This window comes from Variovorax paradoxus (assembly GCF_902712855.1).
Taxonomy (GTDB): domain Bacteria; phylum Pseudomonadota; class Gammaproteobacteria; order Burkholderiales; family Burkholderiaceae_C; genus Variovorax; species Variovorax paradoxus_Q.
The window spans coordinates 1,651,683-1,672,497 of record NZ_LR743507.1 but is presented as its reverse complement, the minus strand read 5'-3'; the positions used below and the strand labels follow the sequence as shown (position 1 = coordinate 1,672,497).

19 protein-coding genes are annotated in these 20,815 nt (G+C 68.5%); 8 read left to right on the top strand and 11 right to left on the bottom strand.

From position 1 onward, the window contains the following. Positions 1–279: 279 nt before the first annotated feature. The 3 genes from rodA to AACL56_RS07455 are packed head-to-tail and all read right to left on the bottom strand — an operon-like array spanning position 280 to position 4,085. On the bottom strand, positions 280–1,434 hold the full coding sequence (gene rodA, locus AACL56_RS07465) for a rod shape-determining protein RodA (protein ID WP_339089189.1): 1,155 nt from the start codon (positions 1,432–1,434) through the stop codon (positions 280–282). A 32-nt stretch (positions 1,435–1,466) separates the two neighbouring features. Continuing rightward, on the bottom strand, positions 1,467–3,278 hold the full coding sequence (locus AACL56_RS07460) for a sensor histidine kinase (RefSeq protein ID WP_339089188.1): 1,812 nt from the start codon (positions 3,276–3,278) through the stop codon (positions 1,467–1,469). A gap of 57 nt (positions 3,279–3,335) precedes the next feature. Further along, a complete protein-coding gene (locus AACL56_RS07455) occupies positions 3,336–4,085 on the bottom strand; it encodes a response regulator transcription factor (protein WP_339089187.1) in 750 nt (249 codons plus the stop codon). Between the two features lie 406 nt (positions 4,086–4,491). Between AACL56_RS07455 and AACL56_RS07450 the strand changes: the two genes are divergently transcribed. The 5 genes from AACL56_RS07450 (at position 4,492) to AACL56_RS07430 (ending at position 9,820) form a co-directional block, all read left to right on the top strand. Continuing rightward, on the top strand, positions 4,492–5,085 hold the full coding sequence (locus tag AACL56_RS07450) for a YqiA/YcfP family alpha/beta fold hydrolase (RefSeq protein ID WP_339089186.1): 594 nt from the start codon (positions 4,492–4,494) through the stop codon (positions 5,083–5,085). A 137-nt stretch (positions 5,086–5,222) separates the two neighbouring features. Further along, entirely contained in the window at positions 5,223–7,280 is a 2,058-nt protein-coding gene (locus tag AACL56_RS07445) for a ribonuclease catalytic domain-containing protein (RefSeq protein WP_339089185.1), read from the top strand. A gap of 49 nt (positions 7,281–7,329) precedes the next feature. Then, a complete protein-coding gene (locus AACL56_RS07440; protein ID WP_339089184.1) occupies positions 7,330–8,181 on the top strand; it encodes an energy transducer TonB in 852 nt (283 codons plus the stop codon). Between the two features lie 50 nt (positions 8,182–8,231). Continuing rightward, positions 8,232–9,080, top strand: a complete 849-nt coding sequence (gene aroE, locus AACL56_RS07435; protein ID WP_339089183.1) for a shikimate dehydrogenase — start codon at positions 8,232–8,234, stop codon at positions 9,078–9,080. Next, positions 9,077–9,820, top strand: coding sequence for a transglycosylase domain-containing protein (locus tag AACL56_RS07430; RefSeq protein ID WP_339089182.1), 744 nt, complete (start codon positions 9,077–9,079; stop codon positions 9,818–9,820). The genes aroE and AACL56_RS07430 overlap by 4 nt, the downstream gene beginning before the upstream one ends. Here the strand turns inward: AACL56_RS07430 and AACL56_RS07425 are convergent. Next, on the bottom strand, positions 9,786–10,202 hold the full coding sequence (locus AACL56_RS07425; protein WP_339092818.1) for a DUF2809 domain-containing protein: 417 nt from the start codon (positions 10,200–10,202) through the stop codon (positions 9,786–9,788). The two genes, AACL56_RS07430 and AACL56_RS07425, sit on opposite strands and share 35 nt — an antisense overlap. Positions 10,203–10,211: 9 nt before the next feature. Between AACL56_RS07425 and AACL56_RS07420 the strand changes: the two genes are divergently transcribed. Together AACL56_RS07420 and AACL56_RS07415 are read left to right on the top strand one after the other, a co-directional pair. Continuing rightward, complete coding sequence (locus AACL56_RS07420) at positions 10,212–11,075, top strand: lysophospholipid acyltransferase family protein (protein ID WP_339089181.1); 864 nt, start codon at positions 10,212–10,214, stop codon at positions 11,073–11,075. Positions 11,076–11,161: 86 nt separating this feature from the next. Further along, a complete protein-coding gene (locus AACL56_RS07415; RefSeq protein WP_339089180.1) occupies positions 11,162–12,151 on the top strand; it encodes a phosphatidate cytidylyltransferase in 990 nt (329 codons plus the stop codon). A 451-nt stretch (positions 12,152–12,602) separates the two neighbouring features. Here AACL56_RS07415 and AACL56_RS07410 read toward each other — a convergent pair whose 3' ends face one another. Then, a complete protein-coding gene (locus AACL56_RS07410; RefSeq protein WP_339089179.1) occupies positions 12,603–14,675 on the bottom strand; it encodes a tetratricopeptide repeat protein in 2,073 nt (690 codons plus the stop codon). A gap of 151 nt (positions 14,676–14,826) precedes the next feature. Between AACL56_RS07410 and ruvC the strand changes: the two genes are divergently transcribed. Continuing rightward, a complete protein-coding gene (gene ruvC / locus AACL56_RS07405) occupies positions 14,827–15,375 on the top strand; it encodes a crossover junction endodeoxyribonuclease RuvC (protein WP_339089178.1) in 549 nt (182 codons plus the stop codon). Between the two features lie 45 nt (positions 15,376–15,420). On the opposite strand, the gene AACL56_RS07400 is transcribed toward ruvC, so the two are convergent. From AACL56_RS07400 to AACL56_RS07375, 6 genes are all read right to left on the bottom strand, one after another. Then, positions 15,421–15,900, bottom strand: a complete 480-nt coding sequence (locus AACL56_RS07400; RefSeq protein ID WP_339089177.1) for a hypothetical protein — start codon at positions 15,898–15,900, stop codon at positions 15,421–15,423. Positions 15,901–15,967: 67 nt separating this feature from the next. After that, the gene (locus tag AACL56_RS07395) at positions 15,968–16,144 is read right to left on the bottom strand and encodes a hypothetical protein (RefSeq protein WP_339089176.1); all 177 of its coding nucleotides are present in this window, start codon (positions 16,142–16,144) and stop codon (positions 15,968–15,970) included. Between the two features lie 14 nt (positions 16,145–16,158). Beyond that, complete coding sequence (lpxC, locus tag AACL56_RS07390) at positions 16,159–17,082, bottom strand: UDP-3-O-acyl-N-acetylglucosamine deacetylase (protein WP_339089175.1); 924 nt, start codon at positions 17,080–17,082, stop codon at positions 16,159–16,161. 304 nt (positions 17,083–17,386) lie between these two features. After that, positions 17,387–18,601 (bottom strand): cell division protein FtsZ, encoded by a 1,215-nt coding sequence (gene ftsZ / locus AACL56_RS07385; RefSeq protein WP_339089174.1) that lies wholly within the window; start codon positions 18,599–18,601, stop codon positions 17,387–17,389. 167 nt (positions 18,602–18,768) lie between these two features. Then, positions 18,769–19,998, bottom strand: a complete 1,230-nt coding sequence (gene ftsA / locus AACL56_RS07380; RefSeq protein ID WP_007832444.1) for a cell division protein FtsA — start codon at positions 19,996–19,998, stop codon at positions 18,769–18,771. A 28-nt stretch (positions 19,999–20,026) separates the two neighbouring features. Further along, positions 20,027–20,815 (bottom strand): cell division protein FtsQ/DivIB, encoded by a 789-nt coding sequence (locus tag AACL56_RS07375; RefSeq protein WP_339089173.1) that lies wholly within the window; start codon positions 20,813–20,815, stop codon positions 20,027–20,029.

The following is a 20,815-nucleotide window of genomic DNA, read 5'->3' as shown; positions in this document are numbered from 1 at the left end:
CGCGCTGCGTGTCGCTTCGCCTTCCCCCTGCCGGGGGCAACACCTGCGGCCCGGCGAAGCCGCTTCCGCGGTAGTCCTTGGCTCGCCCCCAGGCTGCGCGCACTTCGTGTCGCTTCGCCAACCCCCTGCCGGGGGCAACACCTGCGGCCCGGCGAAGCCGGTTCCGCGGTGTTTCTGGCTCACCCCCAGGATTCGCGCACTTCTTGTTGCTTCTCCTTCCCCTACCAAGGGCAACACCGGAGGCCCGGCAGAGCCGGTTCTTCGGTGTTCCTGACATCCTCAGTTCTGGGCCAGCTTGCGGGCCCGCGCGATCGACATCAGGATGCCGAGCCCCAGCCCCAGCGTGACCATGGCCGTGCCGCCGTAGCTGATGAACGGCAGGGGCACGCCCACCACCGGCAGGATGCCGCTCACCATGCCCATGTTCACGAAGGCATACGTGAAGAAGATCATGGTCACCGCGCCCGCGAGCAGGCGCGAGAACAGGGTCGAGGCATTGGCCGCGATCAGCAGCCCGCGGAAGATCAGAAGGACGAATGACGCGATCAGCGCCAGGTTGCCCACCAGCCCGAATTCCTCGGAATAGGCGGCGAAGATGAAGTCGGTGGTGCGCTCGGGAATGAACTCGAGGTGGGTCTGCGTGCCCTGCATGAACCCCTTGCCGCCGACACCGCCCGATCCGATGGCGATCATCCCCTGGATGATGTGGAAGCCCTTGCCCAGCGGGTCCTTGCTCGGGTCGAGCAGCGTGCACACGCGCTGCTTCTGGTAGTCGTGCAGCACACGCCAGTCGACGCCGTCGGTGCACAGCTGCGACTCGAAGCCCACGATCAGCGTGATGGCCACCGCGCCGATCACCACCGGCGGCACGATCAGCTTCCAGGGCAGCCCGGCGAAAAAGATCACCGCCAGCCCGGCCGCCAGCACCAGCAGCGAGGTGCCGAGGTCGGGCTGCTTCATGATGAGCCCGACCGGCACCGCCAGCAGCACGGTCGCCACCACGAAGTCGAGCGGGCGAAGCTGGCCTTCGCGCCGCTGGAACCACCAGGCCAGCATCAGCGGCATGGCGATCTTCAGGATTTCGCTGGGCTGGATCACCACGCCCACGTTGATCCAGCGCTGCGCGCCCTTCTTGGTGATGCCGAACAGCGCCACCGCCACCAGCAGCGCTACGCCCATCGAATAGAGCGGCACCGCGGCCAGCATGAGCTTCTGCGGCGGCACCTGCGCCACCACGAACATGATGAAGCCGGCCAGCAGCATGTTGCGGCCGTGGTCGATGAAGCGCGTGCCGTGGTCGTAGCCCGAGGAATACATGGTCAGCAGCCCGGCGAACGCGAGCAGCAGCACGGCGAAGGCCAGGAAGCCGTCGAAGCCCTGGAAGATGGGCGCAATGCGACGCGCCAGGGAGGGCTGGTTGAACACGGCAGACATGGGTGCGGATTATCCCCGCCCCGCCGGCCGCTTCAATCGAAAGAAAGCTGAACGACCGTGCGGCCAGGTCGGCTTTCGAGCGCCAGCTGCGCGCCGATGGCGCCCGCACGCTCGGCCAGCGCCCGCGGCAGGCAGGCCGCATCGAAGCCCTTGCCGTTGTCGATCACGCGCAGCTGCACGGCCTGCCCCACCATGTCGGCCTCGATGCGCAGTACGCTGGCCTGGGCATGCTGCAGCACGTTGGAGATGGCCTCGAACAGCAGGAACTGCAGTTGCCGCATGCCGTGCGCGTCGAGGCGGTCGACCATTGCCAGTTCTTCGACCGCCCATTCGAGCTCGATGCCCGCCCCCGCCAGCCGGGGTTCGAGCCGGTAGCGCGCCGCCGCCAGCAGCGCCGCGACGTCGCCGGGCGGCAGGTGAATCGAATCGATCGACAGCTTGAGCTGGTCGAGCGAGTCGCGCAGCGTGCGCAGCAGGTCGCTCGAGCTGGTCTGGCCCGACTGCAGTTGCCGGATCGCCGAACTGATGTGCGAGCCCACGCCGTCGTGCATGTCGCGCAGGATGCGCTCGCGCTCGTGCGTGCGCGCCTGGTCGCGCGCCGCTGCCTCGAGTTCCGCATACGTGGAAGCGAGTTCGCGCTCGCGCTGCGCCACCCGCTCGGCCAGCGCCGAGACCCAGCCGCGGGCCTGTACGGTGGCGGCGTGGAAGCGGCGCAGCACGATCAGCAGCAGCGCGATGCCGAAGAACACCGACGAATAGCGCACCCAGGTGGTTTCGCCGTACGCGTCGCTCAGGCGAATCACCAGCCAGTCGCGCGCGCCGAAGGCCACCGTCACGAGGGCCGCGCCAGCCACCAGCCACTGCTCGGTGCTCGGCCGCCGCGCCGTGGCGACGACGAACGCCGTCACGAAGCCGGCGATGAACACGATTTCCAGCGCCAGCCAGCCGGTGAGCCACATCGGTTCCTCGCGGTGCAGGGCGAGCGATGCCGCCGCCACGGTGCCGGCGACCACGGCGGCGAACGGCCAGCGCAGCCACCGCAGGCGAGCGTTGTCCGACCAGCCGGCCAGGTGGTAGCAGAACATCATGGCGGAAGCGGCCCAGCCCGCATAGCAGGTGGCCATCAACACCCCCCACGCGCCCCAGGGCAGCGGCGGATCGGCAATGACGCCGTCGGCCACGCGGATGGCCCAGCAGAACTCGGCCAGCGCGGCCCACAGATAGATCCCGTCGCGCCCGGAGCCTGCGCTGTCGCGCGCCCCCACCTGCGTGAGCCACAGGCCCAGCGCGATGCCGCTCACCATCAGGCTGAAGGCGGTGAGCAGCACCGAGCCGGTGAAACGCCACGCATAGGCGCTCTCGAACAGTTCGGTGCGCACCGGCGCTGCCGGGCCGATCACCACGTGCGACAGGCCCGCGCGGCGGGCACTGTCCGCGCGGATGCGGATCTGCAGGTGGTTGTCGCCCTGGCGCAGCAGCCGGCCGGGCACCGGCACGTAGATGGGCGCCTTGGCGTAGTCTCCCCCGTTGCCGTGGCCCAGGTCGCCGTAGACCTGCAGCAGCGCGTCGTTGAGTTGCACCTCGAAAACGCTGCCCACGCGCGGAATGAAGATGCCCCATGGTGTTTCGGGCGCGGAATCCAGCCTGAACGGCAGGTCGAAGCTCGCCGTACCCGGACGGCCGTGGTGCTCGCGGTCCCAGTGGTAGGACAGCTCGACCGGGCCGGTGCGCGTGAGGCCGTCGACCGAGGTCGTCACGGTGCCGTGCCGCAGTTCGATCGGCGCTTCCGCCGCCGCGGCGCGCGAGAGCCCGCCCGCCGCGCCGAGGACCGAGATGAGAAACACTGCCAGCCACCACGCCAACAGCGACGCCGGGCCCGGCCGCAACCGCCGCATCTGCCGTCAGCCCGGGTGGGACAGCAGGCCGAGCCGCGTCGCTTCGAAGACCGCTTCGCTCTTGGAGTGCACCGCGAGTTTTCCGTACAGGTTCTTGATGTGGGTCTGCACCGTATGCACGCTCAGCCCCTTGAGCCGCGCGATCTCGGCGTACGAGAAACCGCGCGCGATGAGCGTGAGCACTTCGTGCTCGCGCCCCGACAGCAGCCCGCGGTCGGCGTCCTCGGAAACCGCCTCGGGCGGCACGCCCGGTACCACGACGCCGGGCACGGCCGCCGACTGCAGGCTGCGGTACTTGGCAAGCACCCGTCGCGCGATCATGGGGGAGATGGGCGAGGCGCCAGCCTTCATCTCCACGATGGTCTGCGCGATGTCCTCGGGTGCGGCGTCCTTGTGGATGTAGCCCACGGCGCCGGCCTCGATGCTGGCGAGCACGTTTTCCTCGTCGCCGAAGACTGAGACCACGAGCGGCTCGCAGCCGGGAAAGCGCGTGACTGCGTCGCGGATCACGTCCAGGCCGGTGCCGTCGGGCATGCCGAGATCGACCAGCAGCACGTCGGGGATGATGGTGGTGCGGCCGAGCCAGGCCAGCGCCTCCTGGACCGTGCCGGCGCTGCCGAGCCAGAGAAGGCGCGGGCTGCGCTGCACGCTCGCCTCGAAGAATGCGCGCGCGCGGCTGTCGTCTTCAACGACCAGCACGCCCCATCGGCGTGGCGTCGCGTCGTGCGGGGCCTCAGTGTTCATGGGCGCAAGCATAAGCCGCGGCACCCGCCGCAGCTTCGGGCGCGCATACCCTGTTCATGGGATGCGCACGACCGTTCGCTCCATGAAACTTGCGCCGCCTTTCGACGGCGCGGACGACACCGGCGGCACTGCATCGAATGCCGTTGTTTGCAGAGGCAAAGTAACTCGAACGTAAACCCGCCAGACGGCGTCGGCCCCGGCCTGAATACTTTCGAGTTCCTGAGACGCAGCGCGCCCTTGCGCAGGCAAGCAGGACGTCCGCACACCCCGAGCACGGATCGGCTCGATCTTTACCGAAGAACCCCGGCCAGCGGGGTTTTTGTACGTTGGAAGCGGCCTCGCGAGAACAGACCTCATGCAAAATTACCTCGTCCCGGCCAGCGCGGTGCAACGTCAGCGCCTCGCGTCTCTTCCTCGCATGGATCCGCAAACCACTCATCTGTTGTACCTGCACGGCTTCCGGTCGTCGCCCCGCTCCACCAAGGCAAGGCTCATGGCGGAGCGCGTCGCGCAACGCCATCCCGATCTGCAATGGTGGTGCCCGCAGCTGCCACCGTCGCCGCACGACGCCATCGACATGGTGATGAAGGGCATCGCCCACTGGCCGCGCAAGTCGATGGCGGTGGTGGGCTCGTCGCTCGGCGGCTTCTATGCGACCTACGTCGCCGGCATGACCCGCTGCCGCGCCGTGCTGCTGAACCCCGCCGTCCACCCGGCGCGCGACCTCACCCGCTACATCGGTGACCAGACCGTCTGGCACGACCCGTCCGAGCACTTCTATTTCCGTCCTGAATACATCCACGAGCTGCGCGCCATGGAAGTCGGCCAGCTCACGCGCCCCGAGCGCGTTTTCGCGATCATCGCCAAGGGCGACGAGGCGCTCGACTGGCACGAGATGTCCGCCCGCTATCCCGACAGCAACATCAAGCTGCTCGAGGGCGGCGACCACGCCCTGTCGGATTTCGAGAAGGCGCATCTCGACGACGTGATGGCGTTCATCAACCCGGTCTAGGCACACCCCCGGCTTCGCGCACTTCGTGCCGCTGCACCAGCCCCGTTGCAGGGGGCGATGCCCGCGGCCCGGCGACGCCGGTTCCGCGGCATCCTGGAACTCGGTCGCGCCGGTTTTCAGCGTGGGACAATCGCGGGATGTTTGTATTGTTTGAAGAAGCCGGCAAGTACCTCGGCGGCCGCGTGCTGTCGGAGGCCGAAGCGTCGGCGCAGGTCGAGCTCGAGACGGGCAAGCGCGTCAAGGTCAAGGGCGCCAACATCGTGCTGCGTTTCGAGAAGCCGTCGCCCGCCGAGCTGATCGCCGAGGCGCGCACGCTCGCCGCCACCATGGACCTCGACCTCGCCTGGGAGTTCGCGCCGGAAGGCGAATTCGGCTTTGCCGAACTGGCCGCGGAATATTTCACCGACAAGCCGTCGCTCGCCCAGCAGGCAGCCGCATTGTTCGGTGTGTTCGAGGCGCCGCACTACTTCCGCCGCGCAGGCAAGGGACGCTTCAAGAAGGCGCCGGCCGAGATCGTGCAGCAGGCGCTGGCCGCCATCGAGAAGAAGAAAGCCGTCCAGGCGCAGATCGCCGAGTGGGCCGGGCAACTGGCCGAAGGCGTGTGTCCCGCGCCGGTGCGCGAGCAGCTCTACAAGATCCTCTTCAAGCCCGACAAGAACGCCCCCGAATACAAGGCCGTGGTCGACGCCGCGCGCGCCACGCAGCGCGCGCCGCTCGACCTGCTGGAGCGTGCGGGCGCGATCGACTCGCCCTACCAGTTCCACTGGCGGCGCTTCCTGTTCGAGAACTTCCCCAAGGGCACCGGCTTCCCCGCACTCGCGGCGCCCGCCATCGTCGACGAACTGCCCGTGGCCTCCGGCGTCCAGGCCTTCTCGATCGACGATTCCCAGACCACCGAAATCGACGATGCGCTCTCGGTGCAGGGCCTTTGTACCGGCACCGTCACGGTCGGCGTCCACATCGCGGCGCCGGCGCTGGCGATCACGCCGGGCAGCGCCATCGACAACGTGGCGCGCGCGCGCATGTCGACGGTCTACATGCCGGGCTACAAGATCACGATGCTGCCCGACGACGTGGTCGACACCTACACGCTGCTCGAAGGCGGCGACCGCCCCGCGGTGTCGCTCTATGCACGCTTCGACGAAGCCACGCTCGAGCTGCAGGGTACCGAAACCAGGCTGGAACGCGTGCCGATCGTCGCCAACCTGCGCCACGACCAGCTCGACACCGTCGTCACGCAGCAGTGGCTCGAAGACACCGCGTTCCAGAACGAGCACACGCCCGAAACCGCGGCCAGCCTGCGCGCCCCGCTCTCCTTCCTGTTCCGCCTGGCGAAGCAGCTGAAGGCGCAGCGCGAAGTGGTGCGCGGCAAGCCCGAGAACTTCAACCGGCCCGACTACAACTTCCGCCTCGTCGGCAACGACGGCGAACCCTCCGGCAGCGAGCAGGTGCAGATCAGCACGCGCCAGCGCGGTGCGCCGCTCGACCTGATCGTGTCCGAGGCCATGATCCTGGCCAACAGCAGCTGGGGCGGCTGGCTCGGCGAGCTCGGCGTGCCCGGCCTCTACCGCAGCCAGGCGAGCCTCGCGCCCGGCATCAAGGTGCGCATGGGCACGCGCGCATTGCCGCACGCGGGCCTGGGCGTGAAGAGCTACGCCTGGAGCACCTCGCCGCTGCGCCGCTACACCGACCTCGTGAACCAGTGGCAGATCATCGCCGCCGCGCGGCACGGCAAGACCGCCGCGCTGGCCGCGCCGTTCAAGCCGAAGGACGCCGACCTCTTCTCGATCCTGTCGGGCTTCGATGCGGCCTATGCCACGTACAACGCCTACCAGGGCGGCATGGAACGCTTCTGGACGCTGAAGTACCTGCAACAGCAGGGCATCACCGAACTCGAGGCCACCGTCATCAAGGACCTGCCGAACGGCGCGCTGGTGCGTGCCGAGACGCTGCCGCTGGTGTTTCCGGTGGCGGGCCAGCAGGAGCGCGGCGCCCGCCTGCGCGTGAAGCTCGGCGAGATCGACGAGATCGCGCTCGACGTGAGCGGCACCGTGCTCGAACGCCTCGACACGCCGAAGGCCGATGCGGCCGCCGACGAGGAAGGCGACGAGGACGAAGAAGTGGTTGCAGGACCGATCGCCATCGCCGTCGACCTGAACGACAGCGAGGCAGCGCCCGAAAACACGCCCGCATGAATTCCGGCGGATCGTCCGGAGAAGTGCGTCCCCTGGAGGAATTTCGAGAATGAACTTCAAGGACCTCAGCACGCTGCAGATTGCACTGGGCGTGTCGGTCATTGCGCACGCCGCGCTGCTCGCGGTGCGCTTCGTCGATCCCGAATCGTTCAACAAGGTCTTCAGCGAAACGCCGCTCGAGGTGATCCTGGTCAACAGCAAGACCAACGAGAAGCCCGACCCCAGCGCGCGCGTGATGGCGCAGACCGCACTGGCCGGCGGCGGCGACCTCGACAAGGGCCGTGCCACCAGCCCGCTGCCGCCGTCGAGCTTCACCACCATGGGCGACTCCTTCGAGGATTCGCGCCGCCAGGTCGAGGCCATGCAGGCCCAGCAGATGCAGCTGCTCGCGCAGCTCAAGCGTGAACTGGCCAGCATGCCGGTTCCCGATCCGCGCAACGCCGGCGACCCGACCGAAGCCGCGGCACGCGAAGACAAGCGCCGCCAGATGGTCGAGCTGCTCGCGGAGATCGAGCGCCGCGTGAACGAGGAGAACGCGCGACCCAAGAAGCGCTACCTGAGCCCCGCCACGCGCGAGGCCGCTTACGCGATCTACGTCGACTCGCTGCGCCGGCGCATCGAGCTCAAGGGCACGGAGAACTTCCCCACGGCAGCCGGCAGGAAGCTCTACGGCGAGCTCAAGATGACCATCACCATCAACCACGACGGCAGCGTGCTCGACACGGCGGTCGACGAAAGCTCCGGCGACGTCACGCTCGACAGGCGCGCACAGGCGATCGTGCGCAGCGTCGGCAACTTCGGCAAGTTCACCGACGCCATGCGCAAGCAGACCGACCAGATCGTGCTGCAGTCGCGCTTCAAGTTCACGCGCGACGAGACCATCGAGCTCTCGTCCCAGTAACCAGACGACGCGCAACGGCAGCACGGCCCGCGCGCCAGGAGACAAGGGCCATGGACCTGTACTGTGTAATGGGCAATCCCGTCGAGCACAGCCGCTCGCCGCGCATCCACGCGCGCTTTGCCGAACTCTGCGGCCAGCAGATCGAATACGGCCGGCGGCTGGTGCCGGTCGGCGCCTTCGCCGAAGGCATCGCGGCCTTCCGTCGGGAAGCCGCCGAACGCGGCGACACCGCACGCGGCTGCAACATCACCGTGCCCTTCAAGCTCGACGCCGCCGCGCTGGCACAGCACACCAGCGAGCGCGCCACGCTCGCGCAGGCGGTGAACACGCTGCGCTTCGCGGACGACGGCAGCATCCACGCCGACAACACCGACGGCATCGGCCTCGTCAACGACATCGTGCACAACGCGGCGGTGCCGCTCGCCGGCAAGGCGCTGCTGCTGATCGGCGCGGGCGGCGCGGCGGCCGGCGTGCTCGGACCGCTGCTCGACGCCGGCGCCTCGCGCGTGGTGGTGGCCAACCGCACCGTCGGCAAGGCCGTCGAGCTGGTGCGCCGCCACGCGGCCATTGCGCTGCGCCATGGCGCGTCGCTGGAGGCCTGGGCGCTCGACGAAGTGCCGGGCAGCTTCGACGTGGTTGTCAACGCGACCGCCTCCAGCCTTGCGGGAGACGCGGTGCCGGTGAACGCCAGCGTGCTGCGCGAAGGCGGGCTCGCGGTCGACATGATGTACGGCCCCGCGGCGGCCGGTTTCATGGCCTGGGCCGAGGCGCACGGCGCGACCGCGCGCGACGGGCTCGGCATGCTGGTCGAGCAGGCGGCCGAGGCGTTCGAGATCTGGCGCGGCGTGCGCCCGCCGTCGGCGCAGGTGCTGGCCGAAGTGCGCGCCGAGCTGAAATGAAAGCCCTGCTGCGCCTCATCGCCTGCCTCGTGATGGCGGGCGTGGCGCTCGAGCTGTTCTTCGTGGTGCGCATCGCGGCCATGGCGGTGATCGATCCGCAGAGCACCTCGTTCCAGCGCTCAGAGGCCTGGCAGGTCGCCATCCACAAGGGCAGCGAAGGCGGCTGGCGGCAGGAGTGGGTGCCGTACGCGCAGATCAACGACACCCTCAAGCGCGCGGTCATCGCGAGCGAGGACGCAGGCTTCGTCGACCACAACGGCGTGGAGTGGGAAGCCATCGAGCGCGCGCGCCAACGCAACGCCAAGGCCGAGGAACTGGCCGCCAAGCGCGCCGCGCGTGCGGCTGCGCGCGGCAAGCCGGTGCAGCCGGTGCGCCTGCGCGGCGGCTCGACGATCACGCAGCAGCTGGCCAAGAACCTGCTGCTGTCCGGCGAGCGCACGATGCTGCGCAAGGGCCAGGAGCTGGTGCTCGCCACGCTGCTCGAGGTGTTCCTCGACAAGCGGCGCATCCTCGAGCTCTACCTCAACAACGTCGAGTGGGGCGAAGGCGTCTTCGGCGCGGAAGCCGCGTCCCAGTACTACTTTCGCAAGTCCGCCGCGCGGCTTACCGCCAACGAGGCGGCGCGCCTCGCGGTGATGCTGCCGAGTCCCAAGTTCTTCGAGCGCCGGCCCGGCTCGCCTTACCTGAGCGGACGCGCGTCGACCGTCATGGCGCGGATGTCCTCGGCCGAACTGCCCTGACGGCATCGCGCAGGCCTTCGAGGGCCAGCACCGACGCGAAGCCGATCGTGTAGGCCAGCACGTCCCACCAGTCGGCGGTGCTGCCGAGCACGATGCGCAGCGCGCGGTTCGGAATGCGCAGGTGCCACGCCGACGCCAGGTACTGCCCCAGCTCGACCGCGCATCCCACGGCCAGCGCGGCCAGCGCCAGCGGCAGCACGCGCGCACCGATCGCGGTCTTGAACACGAAGTACACCCACACCACGGCCAGCACGTCGCCGAAGAAACTTCGCAGCCACCCCCAGCGTGCGCCGACGGTGGCCAGCAGCACGAGCAACACGAACAGGGCCACCGCCCACGCCAGGGAAAGAGGATCGAAACGCCATCGCATGGCCCGTATCATCGCGCCCATATGCTCGCAAAGCTCACGGGTTGGTTGTTGCTCGGGATCGTACGGTTGCTCACGGGCGCGCAGGCGCGCTGGTATGGCTGTCCGCCGAAGGCAGAGCAGCGCATCTACTTCGCCAACCATCAGAGCCACGCCGACCTCGTCATGATCTGGGCCGCGCTGCCCGAGGAACTGCGCAGCATCACGCGCCCGATCGCGGCGCGCGACTACTGGGCCAACACACCGGTCAAGCGCTGGATCACGACGGAGGTGTTCAACGCGGTGTACGTGGAGCGTGCCGCGACGGCAGCAGCCCCTGCTGCCGCAACCGCCGGCATCGAACCCGTGCAGGCTGCATCGGAAGCACCGTTGCCGCAGGCCGGGCGCATCGAGCCCACGATGGAGCCTCTGCTGCAACCGATGCCCGTGCCTTCACCCGCCGTTGTCGACGCGGTGCCGGAAGCGCAGGGCCGTCTCGATCTCCCTGACCCCCCTGCCCCGCCGCCGCCCACCGCGCCGGATTCCTTGGGACCCGAAGCACCCGCCGACGCGTCGCCCCCCGCTTCCGACCCGCTTGCACCGCTCGTCGACGCGCTGCGCAGCGGCGACTCGATCATCATCTTTCCCGAAGGCACGCGCGGCCACACCGGCGAGCCGCAGAAGTTCAAGTCGGGCCTCTATGCGCTGGCCACCATGTTCCCCGATGTCGTGCTGGTCCCGGCCTGGATCGACAACGTGCAGCGCGTCATGCCCAAGGGCGAGATCGTGCCGGTGCCCATCCTCTGCTCCGTGACCTTCGGCGCGCCGATCCGCGTCGAGGAAGGCGAGGAGCGCCGCCCTTTTCTCGACCGTGCGCGCGCCGCCGTGATCGCATTGCGCGACGTCTGAAATGCCCCCACGCTCATCACTTCGTGTATCGCTGGCTCCCGGGGGGACGCAGGCCTCCCTTCGGGCTGCCCGGCGGGAAGCCTGACATGAACCAGTTCCTGCGCAACCTCAGTCCGACCCAGCAGGTCGCGGCGCTCTTCCTCATCGTCTTCGGCGTGCTCGTGATCGTGAGCACCACCGCCTTCTTCCTGAGCTTCAGGGAACGCCGCAACCCGGTGCACGATGCAGCCTGGCAGGCCGAGCTGGCGCACTTCCGCGCGCTGCTGGGCACGACCTGGTTCATGGTGGTGGTCTTCTGGATCGGCTGGGCCCTCGGCGAGACCGTGGCCACGGTGCTGTTCGCGCTCATCGCCTTCTTCGCGCTGCGCGAGTTCATCACGCTCTCGCCCACGCGGCGCGGCGACCACCGCAGCCTGATCCTCGCGTTCTTCGTGGTGCTGCCGATCCAGTTCTGGCTGGTGGCGACCGCGCGCTTCGACCTGTTCACCGTGTTCATCCCGGTGTACGTGTTCCTCGCAATCCCGGTGGCCAGTGCGCTGGCCAACGACCCGAGCCACTTCCTCGAGCGCAACGCCAAGCTGCAGTGGGGGATCATGGTCTGCGTCTACGGCATGAGCCACGTGCCGGCGTTGCTGCTGCTGAGCTTTCCGGGCTACGAGGGCAAGAGCGCCTTCCTCGTCTTCTTCCTGGTGTTCGTGGTGCAGACCTCGGTCCTGGTGCAGCACCTGATCTCGCGGCGCATGCAGCGCGCACCCTTCGCGCCCAACGTGAGCCGCAGCTTCAACTGGACCAGCTGGGGCATCGGCATCGTCGTGGCGAGCCTGGTGGGCGCGCTGTTCTCGTTCATCACGCCGTTCAAGTTCGGCCAGGCGCTCGCGGTGTCGGTCATCGCCTGCATCGCGGGCTCGATGGGGCACCTGGTGATGAAGGCGCTCAAGCGCGACCGCGGCATTCCGAACTGGGGCAAGAAGGGCGTGGGCGTGACGGGTGCCAACGGCCTGCTCGACCGCGTCGATGCCCTGTGCTTCGCTGCGCCGATCTTCTTCCACTCGATCCGGTGGTACTTCAACGCATGAACTAGGTACACCCCCAGGATGCGCGCACTTCGTGTCGCTTCTCCTTCCCCCTCGCCGGGGGCAACACCTGCGGCCCGGCGGAGCCGGTTCCGCGGTATTCCTGGCACACCCCCAGGCTGCGCGCACTTCGTGTCGCTACTCCTTCCCCCTCGCCGGAGGCAACACCTGCGGCCCGGCAAAGCCGGTTCCGCGGTGTTCCTGGTACACCCCCAGGCTTCGCGCACTTCGTGTCGCTTCTCCTTCCCCCTCGCCGGGGGCAACACCTGCGGCCCGGCGAAGCCGGTTCCGCGGTGTTCCTGGCTCACCCCCAGGCTTCGCGCACTTCGTGTCGCTACTCCTTCCCCCTCGCCGGGGGCAACACCTGCGGCCCGGCGGAGCCGGTTCCGCGGTATTCCTGGAAGGGTTCCGGAGGCACGGCTGTGGGGTGCCGTGTTTCGGAGATCGGTGAGCCTCAGGCCTTGCGTCGCACCACGCGATCGAAGGCCTGCTTTGCCTTGCGGCCGAGCGCCTTCGCCTTCAGTGCCTGCAATTCGCGCATGAGGCGCGTGCGCTGGTCGGCCGAAAGCGCGGTGCCGAAGCGGCCGAGCGCCTGCTCGAGCACCGCGCGCTGCGCTTCGACCCTGCCCTGCCGGCCCTCGGCCTCGGCCAGCCATTCGCAGGCGTTGGCGACGCGTTCGCGCAAGGCGGCATCGCCGGACTCGCCGAAGCGCGCGATGAGCAGGCGGTAAGCCTTGGCCTGGCCGGCCGGGTCGCCCATCTTGTCGAGCGCCTTGGCCTTGTTGATCATCGCCTTGGCCGCCCACAGTTGCAGCACGTTCTCCCTGGCCGCGGCCGTGCGCGTGATCGCCTCGTCGTAGCTGGCCACGGCCTCGGCCAGCCGGCCGGCCTGGCGCAGGGCGGCCCCCTTGCGGAACAGCGCGCCAGCGACGCGCCCGCGCAGGTCGGGCAGCTCGGAGTTGCCCCAGCGCGCCACGATCTGGTCGTGCACGCGCATCTCTTCGTCAGGGCGGCCGAGGCGGTCGAGCGCGGTGCTCTTGTATTGAAGGCTCAGCGCGACCTGCTCCTGCATCTCGGTGGACGCGTCCGCGCCGTAGCGCGCATCCATCGCATCGGCAGCCGCGATCACCTCGTCGAAGCGCTCGAGCGCCACGAGGCAGAAGGTCTTGTGCACCAGCGCCCGCGCGCACTGGCGGCGCAGTTCGGGATGCGTCGACGCGGCATGCGCCGCGAGCACCTCGTCGAACAGTGCAATGGCTTCGAGCGACTCGCCCGCGTCGCCGTGCCTGCGGCCTTCCTTGACCTTGTCGCGCACCTCGTCGCGCAGGGCGGGCGGAAGTTCGCCCGCATCGGCCGGTCCGGCCTTGCGCAGGCGTTTCAGGCAGGACTGCCGGCCTGCGGTGGCCTTGGCCAGCATGTCCTGCAGTTCGGGCGCCACGGCATCGCGCAGCGTGTTCATGAGCTTCTCGTACACGCCGAGCGCCTCGTCGGTACGCCCGAGCTGTTCGAGCAGCACGTAGCCCTTGTTGAGCAGCGTGCTCGCCACGGTGCGCTGCACCACGGCATCGGTGTCGCGCGCGAAGGTGACCAGCGTCCGGTCGCAGGCCGCGAGTGCGGCCTCGCCGTCGCCCTGGTCGCGCAGCCCGACGGCCCAGTCGTAGGCACGCACCATTGCCATGCGGCGCACCTGCGACGAGGCGTCGCGGCCGTAGCGCTCGAGCAGCCAGCCCACCAGCTCGGCGCGGCGCGCCTGCTCGTCGAGGCCGAGGCCGTCGAAGAACAGCGTCAGCGCACGCACGCCCTCCAGCCGGAGTTCGGGCGCGGCATCGGCGAGGCCGGCCTCGATCTGGTCGGCCACCTGCAGGCACAGCACCTGGGCCTGCGTGTGCTGTGCCAGCTCTCGCAGGTTCGCCACCGAGGCCAGCCGCGCGCGTGCCACGCGCAGCACCACGGCCGGGTCGGTGCCGGCGTCGAAGCGCTCGATGGCGGCATCGAGCGTGGCAAGCGCGTCCTGCGGCAGGCCGCGGTGGTGTTCGAGCTCGGCCTTCAGCAGGCGCGCGTCCAAGCGCCATGCGTCGAATGCGGCATCGGCCCGGGCATCGAGCAATTCGCTCATGAAGTCGCACGCCTCGCAGCGCGCTGCCGGTTCGTCGATGAGCCACGTGCGCTGGTAGAGCGCCTGCGCGATGTGCTCGCGGATCTCCGGCTCGCTGCGCTGGCCGTGCGCGGCGACCAGGCGATCGAGCGTTGCGAGCGCATCGGCCGGCCGGTGCAGCTGGCGCAGCATGTGCGCGAGCAGGCGCAGCGCCTGGCAACAGGGCACCACCACCGCGGTCTCGGGCATGCCGCCGAACTCCTCGATGATGCGGCTGCAGGCGGCCAGCGCTTCGGCGCGGCGACCGAGGTCGTTCAGCAGCTCGGCGCGGCGCAGGCTCGCGGCGGCGCGCTCGCCCGGATGCTGCAGGCTCTCGAGCAGGGCCTGCGCTTCGTCCAGTTGCTGCTGCGCGGAGGACTCGACTACATTCACATTCGCTTCCTTGTGTGGCGCGCCGCGCTCGCAGCGCGGGCGGACTGTACGGACCGGGGCGCATTCTGCCCTCGATCGCGCGGCTTTCGAGCCCGGTTTCGCTGGTCTTTCGACACTCTTTATCCCGGCTTAGGCCTTTACGTTTCCTTTCATGCGCATTCTTGGCATCGACCCCGGCTTGCAGACCACCGGCTTCGGCGTGGTCGACTCGGACGGCCATGCGCTGCGCTATGTCGCCAGCGGCACCATCAGCACCCGGCACCTGGGCACGGGCAACCTGCCGGCACGCCTGAAGGTGCTGTTCGACGGCATCGCGGAGATCACCGCGCGCTACCAGCCCGATGCGTCGGCGGTGGAAATCATCTTCGTCAACGTCAATCCGCAGTCGACGCTGCTGCTCGGGCAGGCGCGCGGCGCATGCGTGACCGCGCTGGTGAGCAACAACCTCTCCGTGGCCGAGTACACCGCGCTGCAGATGAAGAAGGCCGTGGCCGGCCACGGCCAGGCAGCCAAGGCGCAGGTGCAGGAAATGGTGCGGCGCCTGCTCGACCTGCCCGGCGTGCCCGGCGCCGACGCCGCCGACGCGCTGGGCATCGCCATCACGCACGCGCAGGTGGGGCGGTCGATGGCGCGTCTGGCAGAAGCGGCGGAGCTGTCGAAGACGCATGCCGGCACCTACCGGCAAGGGCGTTCGCGCTGAAGCACACGGGCCGCCGGCGCGCTCCAGCGGCCTGGCCTCCTGCCGCTAGCGCCTGAAGTCCAGCCGGCCGCCGGGCCAGCGTCCGTCGATGCGGCGGTGGTCGACAATCAGGCCAACCCACGGCTGCGTGATGGCCGGGTTGCCCAGGTTGATGTAGCGGCCGGCGAGCCTGCCCGGGCCCGTCTGGCGGACATCGAGCAATGCGCGGCGCGCGCCGCCGTCCCAGTCGAACAGCACGTAGATGCGGCCGTTGGCGCGCTGCACAGTGGCCTGGCCTTCCTTCCAGGCGGACGCTGTGTCGCCGGGGATCGTCGGGTCCGCACCGCCGTTCCAGCGGCTGGACCATTCACCCTCGAGCGATGCCTGTGCTTCGTCTCGCGCGATGCCCCAGCCATTCGCGTTGTCGTCGGAGGCCGAGCCGTCGAGCCGGACACCGGCCGCGAACGTATCGATGTCGTCACCGTCCGGATCGGGCGCATCCTGCACGCCGAACGGATTGCGGGTGGGTGGGGTGGATGTGCTCATGGCGCCATCGTGCGCGGCGCGGTGCCATGCGGCATGCCGTTTCCGGACATGCGACCGGCGATGCAAACTAGGCGATGCGCTCGGCGATCAGCACCGCGAAGAAGCCGAATGCCGCAAGCAGCGTCCACTTCAGCACGATCCAGCCCAGGCGCCGGTACTTGACCTGCCCGGTGCCCGCATAGAACGCGAAGCACACGCCGGCCACCAGCAGGAGCAGCAGGATGGCCCAGCGGAAAAGGAGCATCGTGGAGGCGAGGCCTACCAGGCCCGCGCGACTTCGCCGAAACCGCGCGGCGCGCGCTTCTCGTCCTCGAAGGTCACGACTTCGTAGGCATCGCTGTGCGAGAGCAGTTCGCGCAGCAGCTTGTTGTTGAGCGCATGGCCCGAGCGGAACGCGGTGTACGCGGCCAGCAGCGGCTTGCCGATGATGTACAGGTCGCCCATGGCGTCGAGGATCTTGTGCTTCACGAACTCGTCGTCGTAGCGCAGACCGCCGGCATTGAGCACCTTGGTGTCGTCCATCACGATGGCGTTGTCGAGGCCGCCGCCGAGCGCGAGGCCCTTGCTGCGCATGTACTCGACCTCCTTGGTGAAGCCGAATGTGCGTGCACGCGCGATGTCGCGGCTGTAGGAGCCGGTTCCCAGGTCGAACTCGACGCGCTGGCCGGTGGAGTTCACCACGCGGTGGTCGAAGTCGATCTCGAAGCTGAGCTTGTAGCCGTGGTACGGCTCCAGGCTCGCCCACTTCTCGTTGGCGCCCTCGCCTTCGCGCACCTCGACCTTGCGGGTCACGCGGATGAAGCGGCGCGGCGCCTTCTGCAGCGCGATGCCCGCGCTCTGCAGCAGGAACACGAAGGACGAGGCCGACCCGTCGAGGATCGGCACTTCGTCGGCCGTGATGTCGATGTAGAGGTTGTCGATGCCCAGGCCCGCGCAGGCAGACATGATGTGCTCGACGGTCTGCACCTTCGCGCCGCCGGTGGAGACCGTGGACGCCAGGCGCGTGTCGGTGACCGACTCGGCCGTCATGCGGATGTCGACCGGTTCCGGCAGGTCGACGCGCCGGAACACGATGCCCGTGTCGGCCGGAGCCGGTCGCAGCGTCAGCTCCACGCGCTGGCCGCTGTGAAGCCCCACGCCCACGGCGCGGCTGATCGACTTGAGGGTTCGTTGTTGCAGCACGCCCGCGATTTTAGGCGCGTGCCGGGCATGACGCCCTATGCCCCTGGCTATGGCACCGATAGACATGGGTTCTATGAAAAGCCCCCGCGGTGGACGCAAAGGGCACGAAGTGAACGCAGCGTGTAGAGCCAGCGGAAGTCCCTTTCAGGTCTTCCCGAACCCCTTGCGAACCCTCGTGCCCTCTGCGTACGCAGGCCTCTTCGCGAGACACCGCGGAACCGGCTCTGCCGGGCCGCAGGTGTCGCCCCCGGCAGGGGGTTGGCGAAGCGACACGAAGTGCGCGCAGCCTGGGGGCGAGCCAGTATCAGTCGGCCTGGCGGCGCAGGAAGGCCGGGATCTCGAAGTCGTCCATGCCGCCCGAGGACAGCGCGTCCACCTTCGCGGCGGCCATCGTGCGGTTCGTGCGCCACACGCTGGGGACGGCCATGCCGTCGTAGTTGGGCTGGCTGCCGCCGCCCACGCCGGCGTGACCCACGCCACCGAGCGTCGGCACGGTGAACGGGATGTTGTCGGTGCCGGTGCGGATCACTTCGAGCGTCGGTGCCTGGCGGCGTGCATCGGCACGCGACAGGCCCGTGGCCACCACGGTCACGCGCATCTCGTCGCCCAGGCTGTCGTCATAGGCGGCGCCGTAGATCACGTGCGCGTCCGGCGAAGCGTAGGCGCGGATGGTGTTCATCGCCAGCTTCGATTCGTTCAGCTTCAGCGAGCCCTTCGATGCAGTCACCAGCACCAGCACGCCCTTGGCGCCCGAGAGGTCGATGCCTTCGAGCAGCGGGCAGGCCACGGCCTGTTCCGCGGCGATGCGCGCACGGTCCGGGCCTGCAGCGGCTGCCGTGCCCATCATGGCCTTGCCGGGTTCGCCCATTACGGTGCGCACGTCTTCGAAGTCGACGTTCACGCCGCCGTACTCGTTGATGATTTCCGAGATGCCGCCCACGGCGTTTTTCAGCACGTCGTTGGCTTGCGCGAAGGCTTCGTCCTGCGTGACGTCCTCGCCCAGCACGTCGAGCAGCTTCTCGTTGAGCACCACGATGAGCGAGTCGACGTTGGCTTCGAGCTCGGTCAGGCCGGCGTCGGCATTGGTCATGCGACGGCCGCCTTCCCAGTCGAAGGGCTTGGTGACCACGCCCACGGTAAGGATGCCCATTTCCTTCGCCACGCGCGCGATCACGGGTGCAGCGCCGGTGCCGGTGCCGCCGCCCATGCCGGCCGTGATGAACAGCATGTGCGCGCCGTCGATGGCCGCGCGGATGTCGTCCACCGCGAGCTCGGCCGCTTCACGGCCCTTGTCGGGCTTGCTGCCGGCGCCCAGGCCGCTGGTGCCGAGCTGGATGATCTTGTGCGCGTTGCTGCGTTGCAGTGCCTGCGCGTCGGTGTTCGCGCAGACGAACTGAACGCCCTGCACGCCGCGCTCCATCATGTGGGCGACTGCATTGCCGCCGCCACCGCCAACACCGATCACCTTGATCTGCGTGCCCTGATTGAACTCTTCGACTTCGATCATTTCGATGGTCATTCTTAACTCCTTGAATCTTGCAGTTGCCGTTTTGTATCTGTGAATATTTTTGCCGTGACGAGATCAACGATGCGCACGTCAGGATGGTGGACCTGTTCGTCGCCATCGCTCGTTGAAATGCATGGGTGGACTGCCACGCGCGAGCCACAGTGGAGACTTGATCATCGTCAGAAATTCCCCACGATGAAGTCCTTGAAACGTCCGAATGCAGTCTTTACCGACCCATTCTTCTGTGCGACCTTGAAGCCGCGCATGCGTGCGAAGCGAGCCTCTTCGAGAAGGCCCATGACTGTAGCGGCGCGAGGCTGTGCAACCATGTCGGACAACGCGCTGGAATACTTCGGGATGCCTCTTCGCACGGGCTTCAGGAAGATGTCCTCGCCGAGCTCGACCATGCCGGGCATCACCGCGCTGCCGCCAGTGAGCACCACGCCCGACGAAAGCACTTCCTCATAGCCCGACTCGCGCACCACCTGCTGCACGAGCGAAAAGATTTCCTCGATGCGCGGCTCGATCACGCCCGCCAGAGCCTGCTTGCTCAGCATGCGCGGGCCGCGGTCGCCCAGGCCGGGCACCTCGACCTGCGTGTCGGGGTCGGCCAGCAGCTGCTTGGCATAGCCGTTCTCGACCTTGATGTCTTCTGCATCCTTGGTGGGCGTGCGCAGCGCCATTGCGATGTCGCTCGTGATGAGATCGCCCGCGATCGGGATCACCGCCGTGTGGCGGATCGCGCCGTTGGTGAAGATCGCCACGTCGGTCGTGCCGGCGCCGATGTCCACCAGCACCACGCCGAGCTCGCGCTCGTCTTCCGTCAGCACCGCCTGGCTCGAGGCCAGCGGGTTGAGCATGAGTTGGTCGACCTCGAGGCCGCAGCGGCGCACGCACTTGATGATGTTCTCGGCCGCGCTCTGCGCGCCGGTCACGATGTGCACCTTGGCTTCAAGGCGCATGCCGCTCATGCCGATCGGCTCCTTCACGTCCTGGCCGTCGATCACGAACTCCTGCGGCTCCACGAGCAGCAGCCGCTGGTCGCTCGAGATGTTGATGGCGCGCGCCGTCTCCACCACGCGCGCCACGTCGGCGGGCGTCACTTCCTTGTCCTTCACGGCCACCATGCCGCTCGAGTTGATGCCGCGGATGTGGCTGCCGGTGATGCCGGTGTAGACGCGGCTGATCTTGCAGTCGGCCATCAGCTCGGCCTCCTTCAGCGCCTGCTGGATGCTCTGCACCGTGGCATCGATGTTCACCACCACGCCACGCTTCAACCCGTTGCTCGGCGCGATGCCGAGGCCGGCCAGCTTGAGCTCGCCGCCGGGCAGCACCTCGGCCACCACCACCATGACTTTGGCGGTGCCGATGTCGAGTCCTACGACCAGGTCTTTGTATTCTTTGGGCATTGATATGTCCTCGATTCCTCGGTATTCGCTACTTGATTTTTCTTGGGGCCTCTGGCGAGACCGTGGTGACGCCGCGCAGCCGCAATGCATACGCGTCGTTGTGGCGCAGGTCCGCGCCCTCGACATCCGCCACCGTGCGGCGGTACTGGCCCGCGACCTGGGTCACGGTCTTCAGGAACCGTTGCAGCCGGGCGGTCACCTCTTCGCTCTGGCCGCGGCCCAGTTCGATCTCGGCACCGCTGTCGAGCACCACCTTCCAGCTGCCACGGCTCGACAGCGTGAGCTCGTCGATGCCCAGGTCGTAGGGCTGGAACTGCGGCTGCAGCACGCGGTACATGCCCAGCACCTGACCGGCCTGCTCGATCGGTCCGTCCAGGCGCGGCAGGTTGTCGTCCACCTCGGCCACGTTGGCCTCGAACACGTCGCCGAAACCGTTGATCAGCTTCGAGCCCGCGTCGTCGCCCCATGTGGCCACGGGCACCTGCTCGGTCAGCGTCACATGCAGCCGGTTCGGAAACTCGCGGCGCACCACGGCGCTGCGCACCCAAGGCACCGACTCGAAGGCCGCGCGCGCGCGCGCCAGGTCGATGGTGAAGAAGTTGCCCTTGAGCTGCGGCGCCACGTTGGCACGCAGCGTGACGGCGTTGTTGTGCGTCACCTCGCCGTCCACCTTGATGCCGCCGATGGGGAAGAACGGCTGGCGCAGCACCCACCAGGCGCCCGCCGCCAGCAGCATGAGCGCCACCATCGCGAAGGCGATGTTCGCGACGATGTTCATGAGCTTGACGTCGAAGGGCGCGGGGATGCTGTCGGCCAT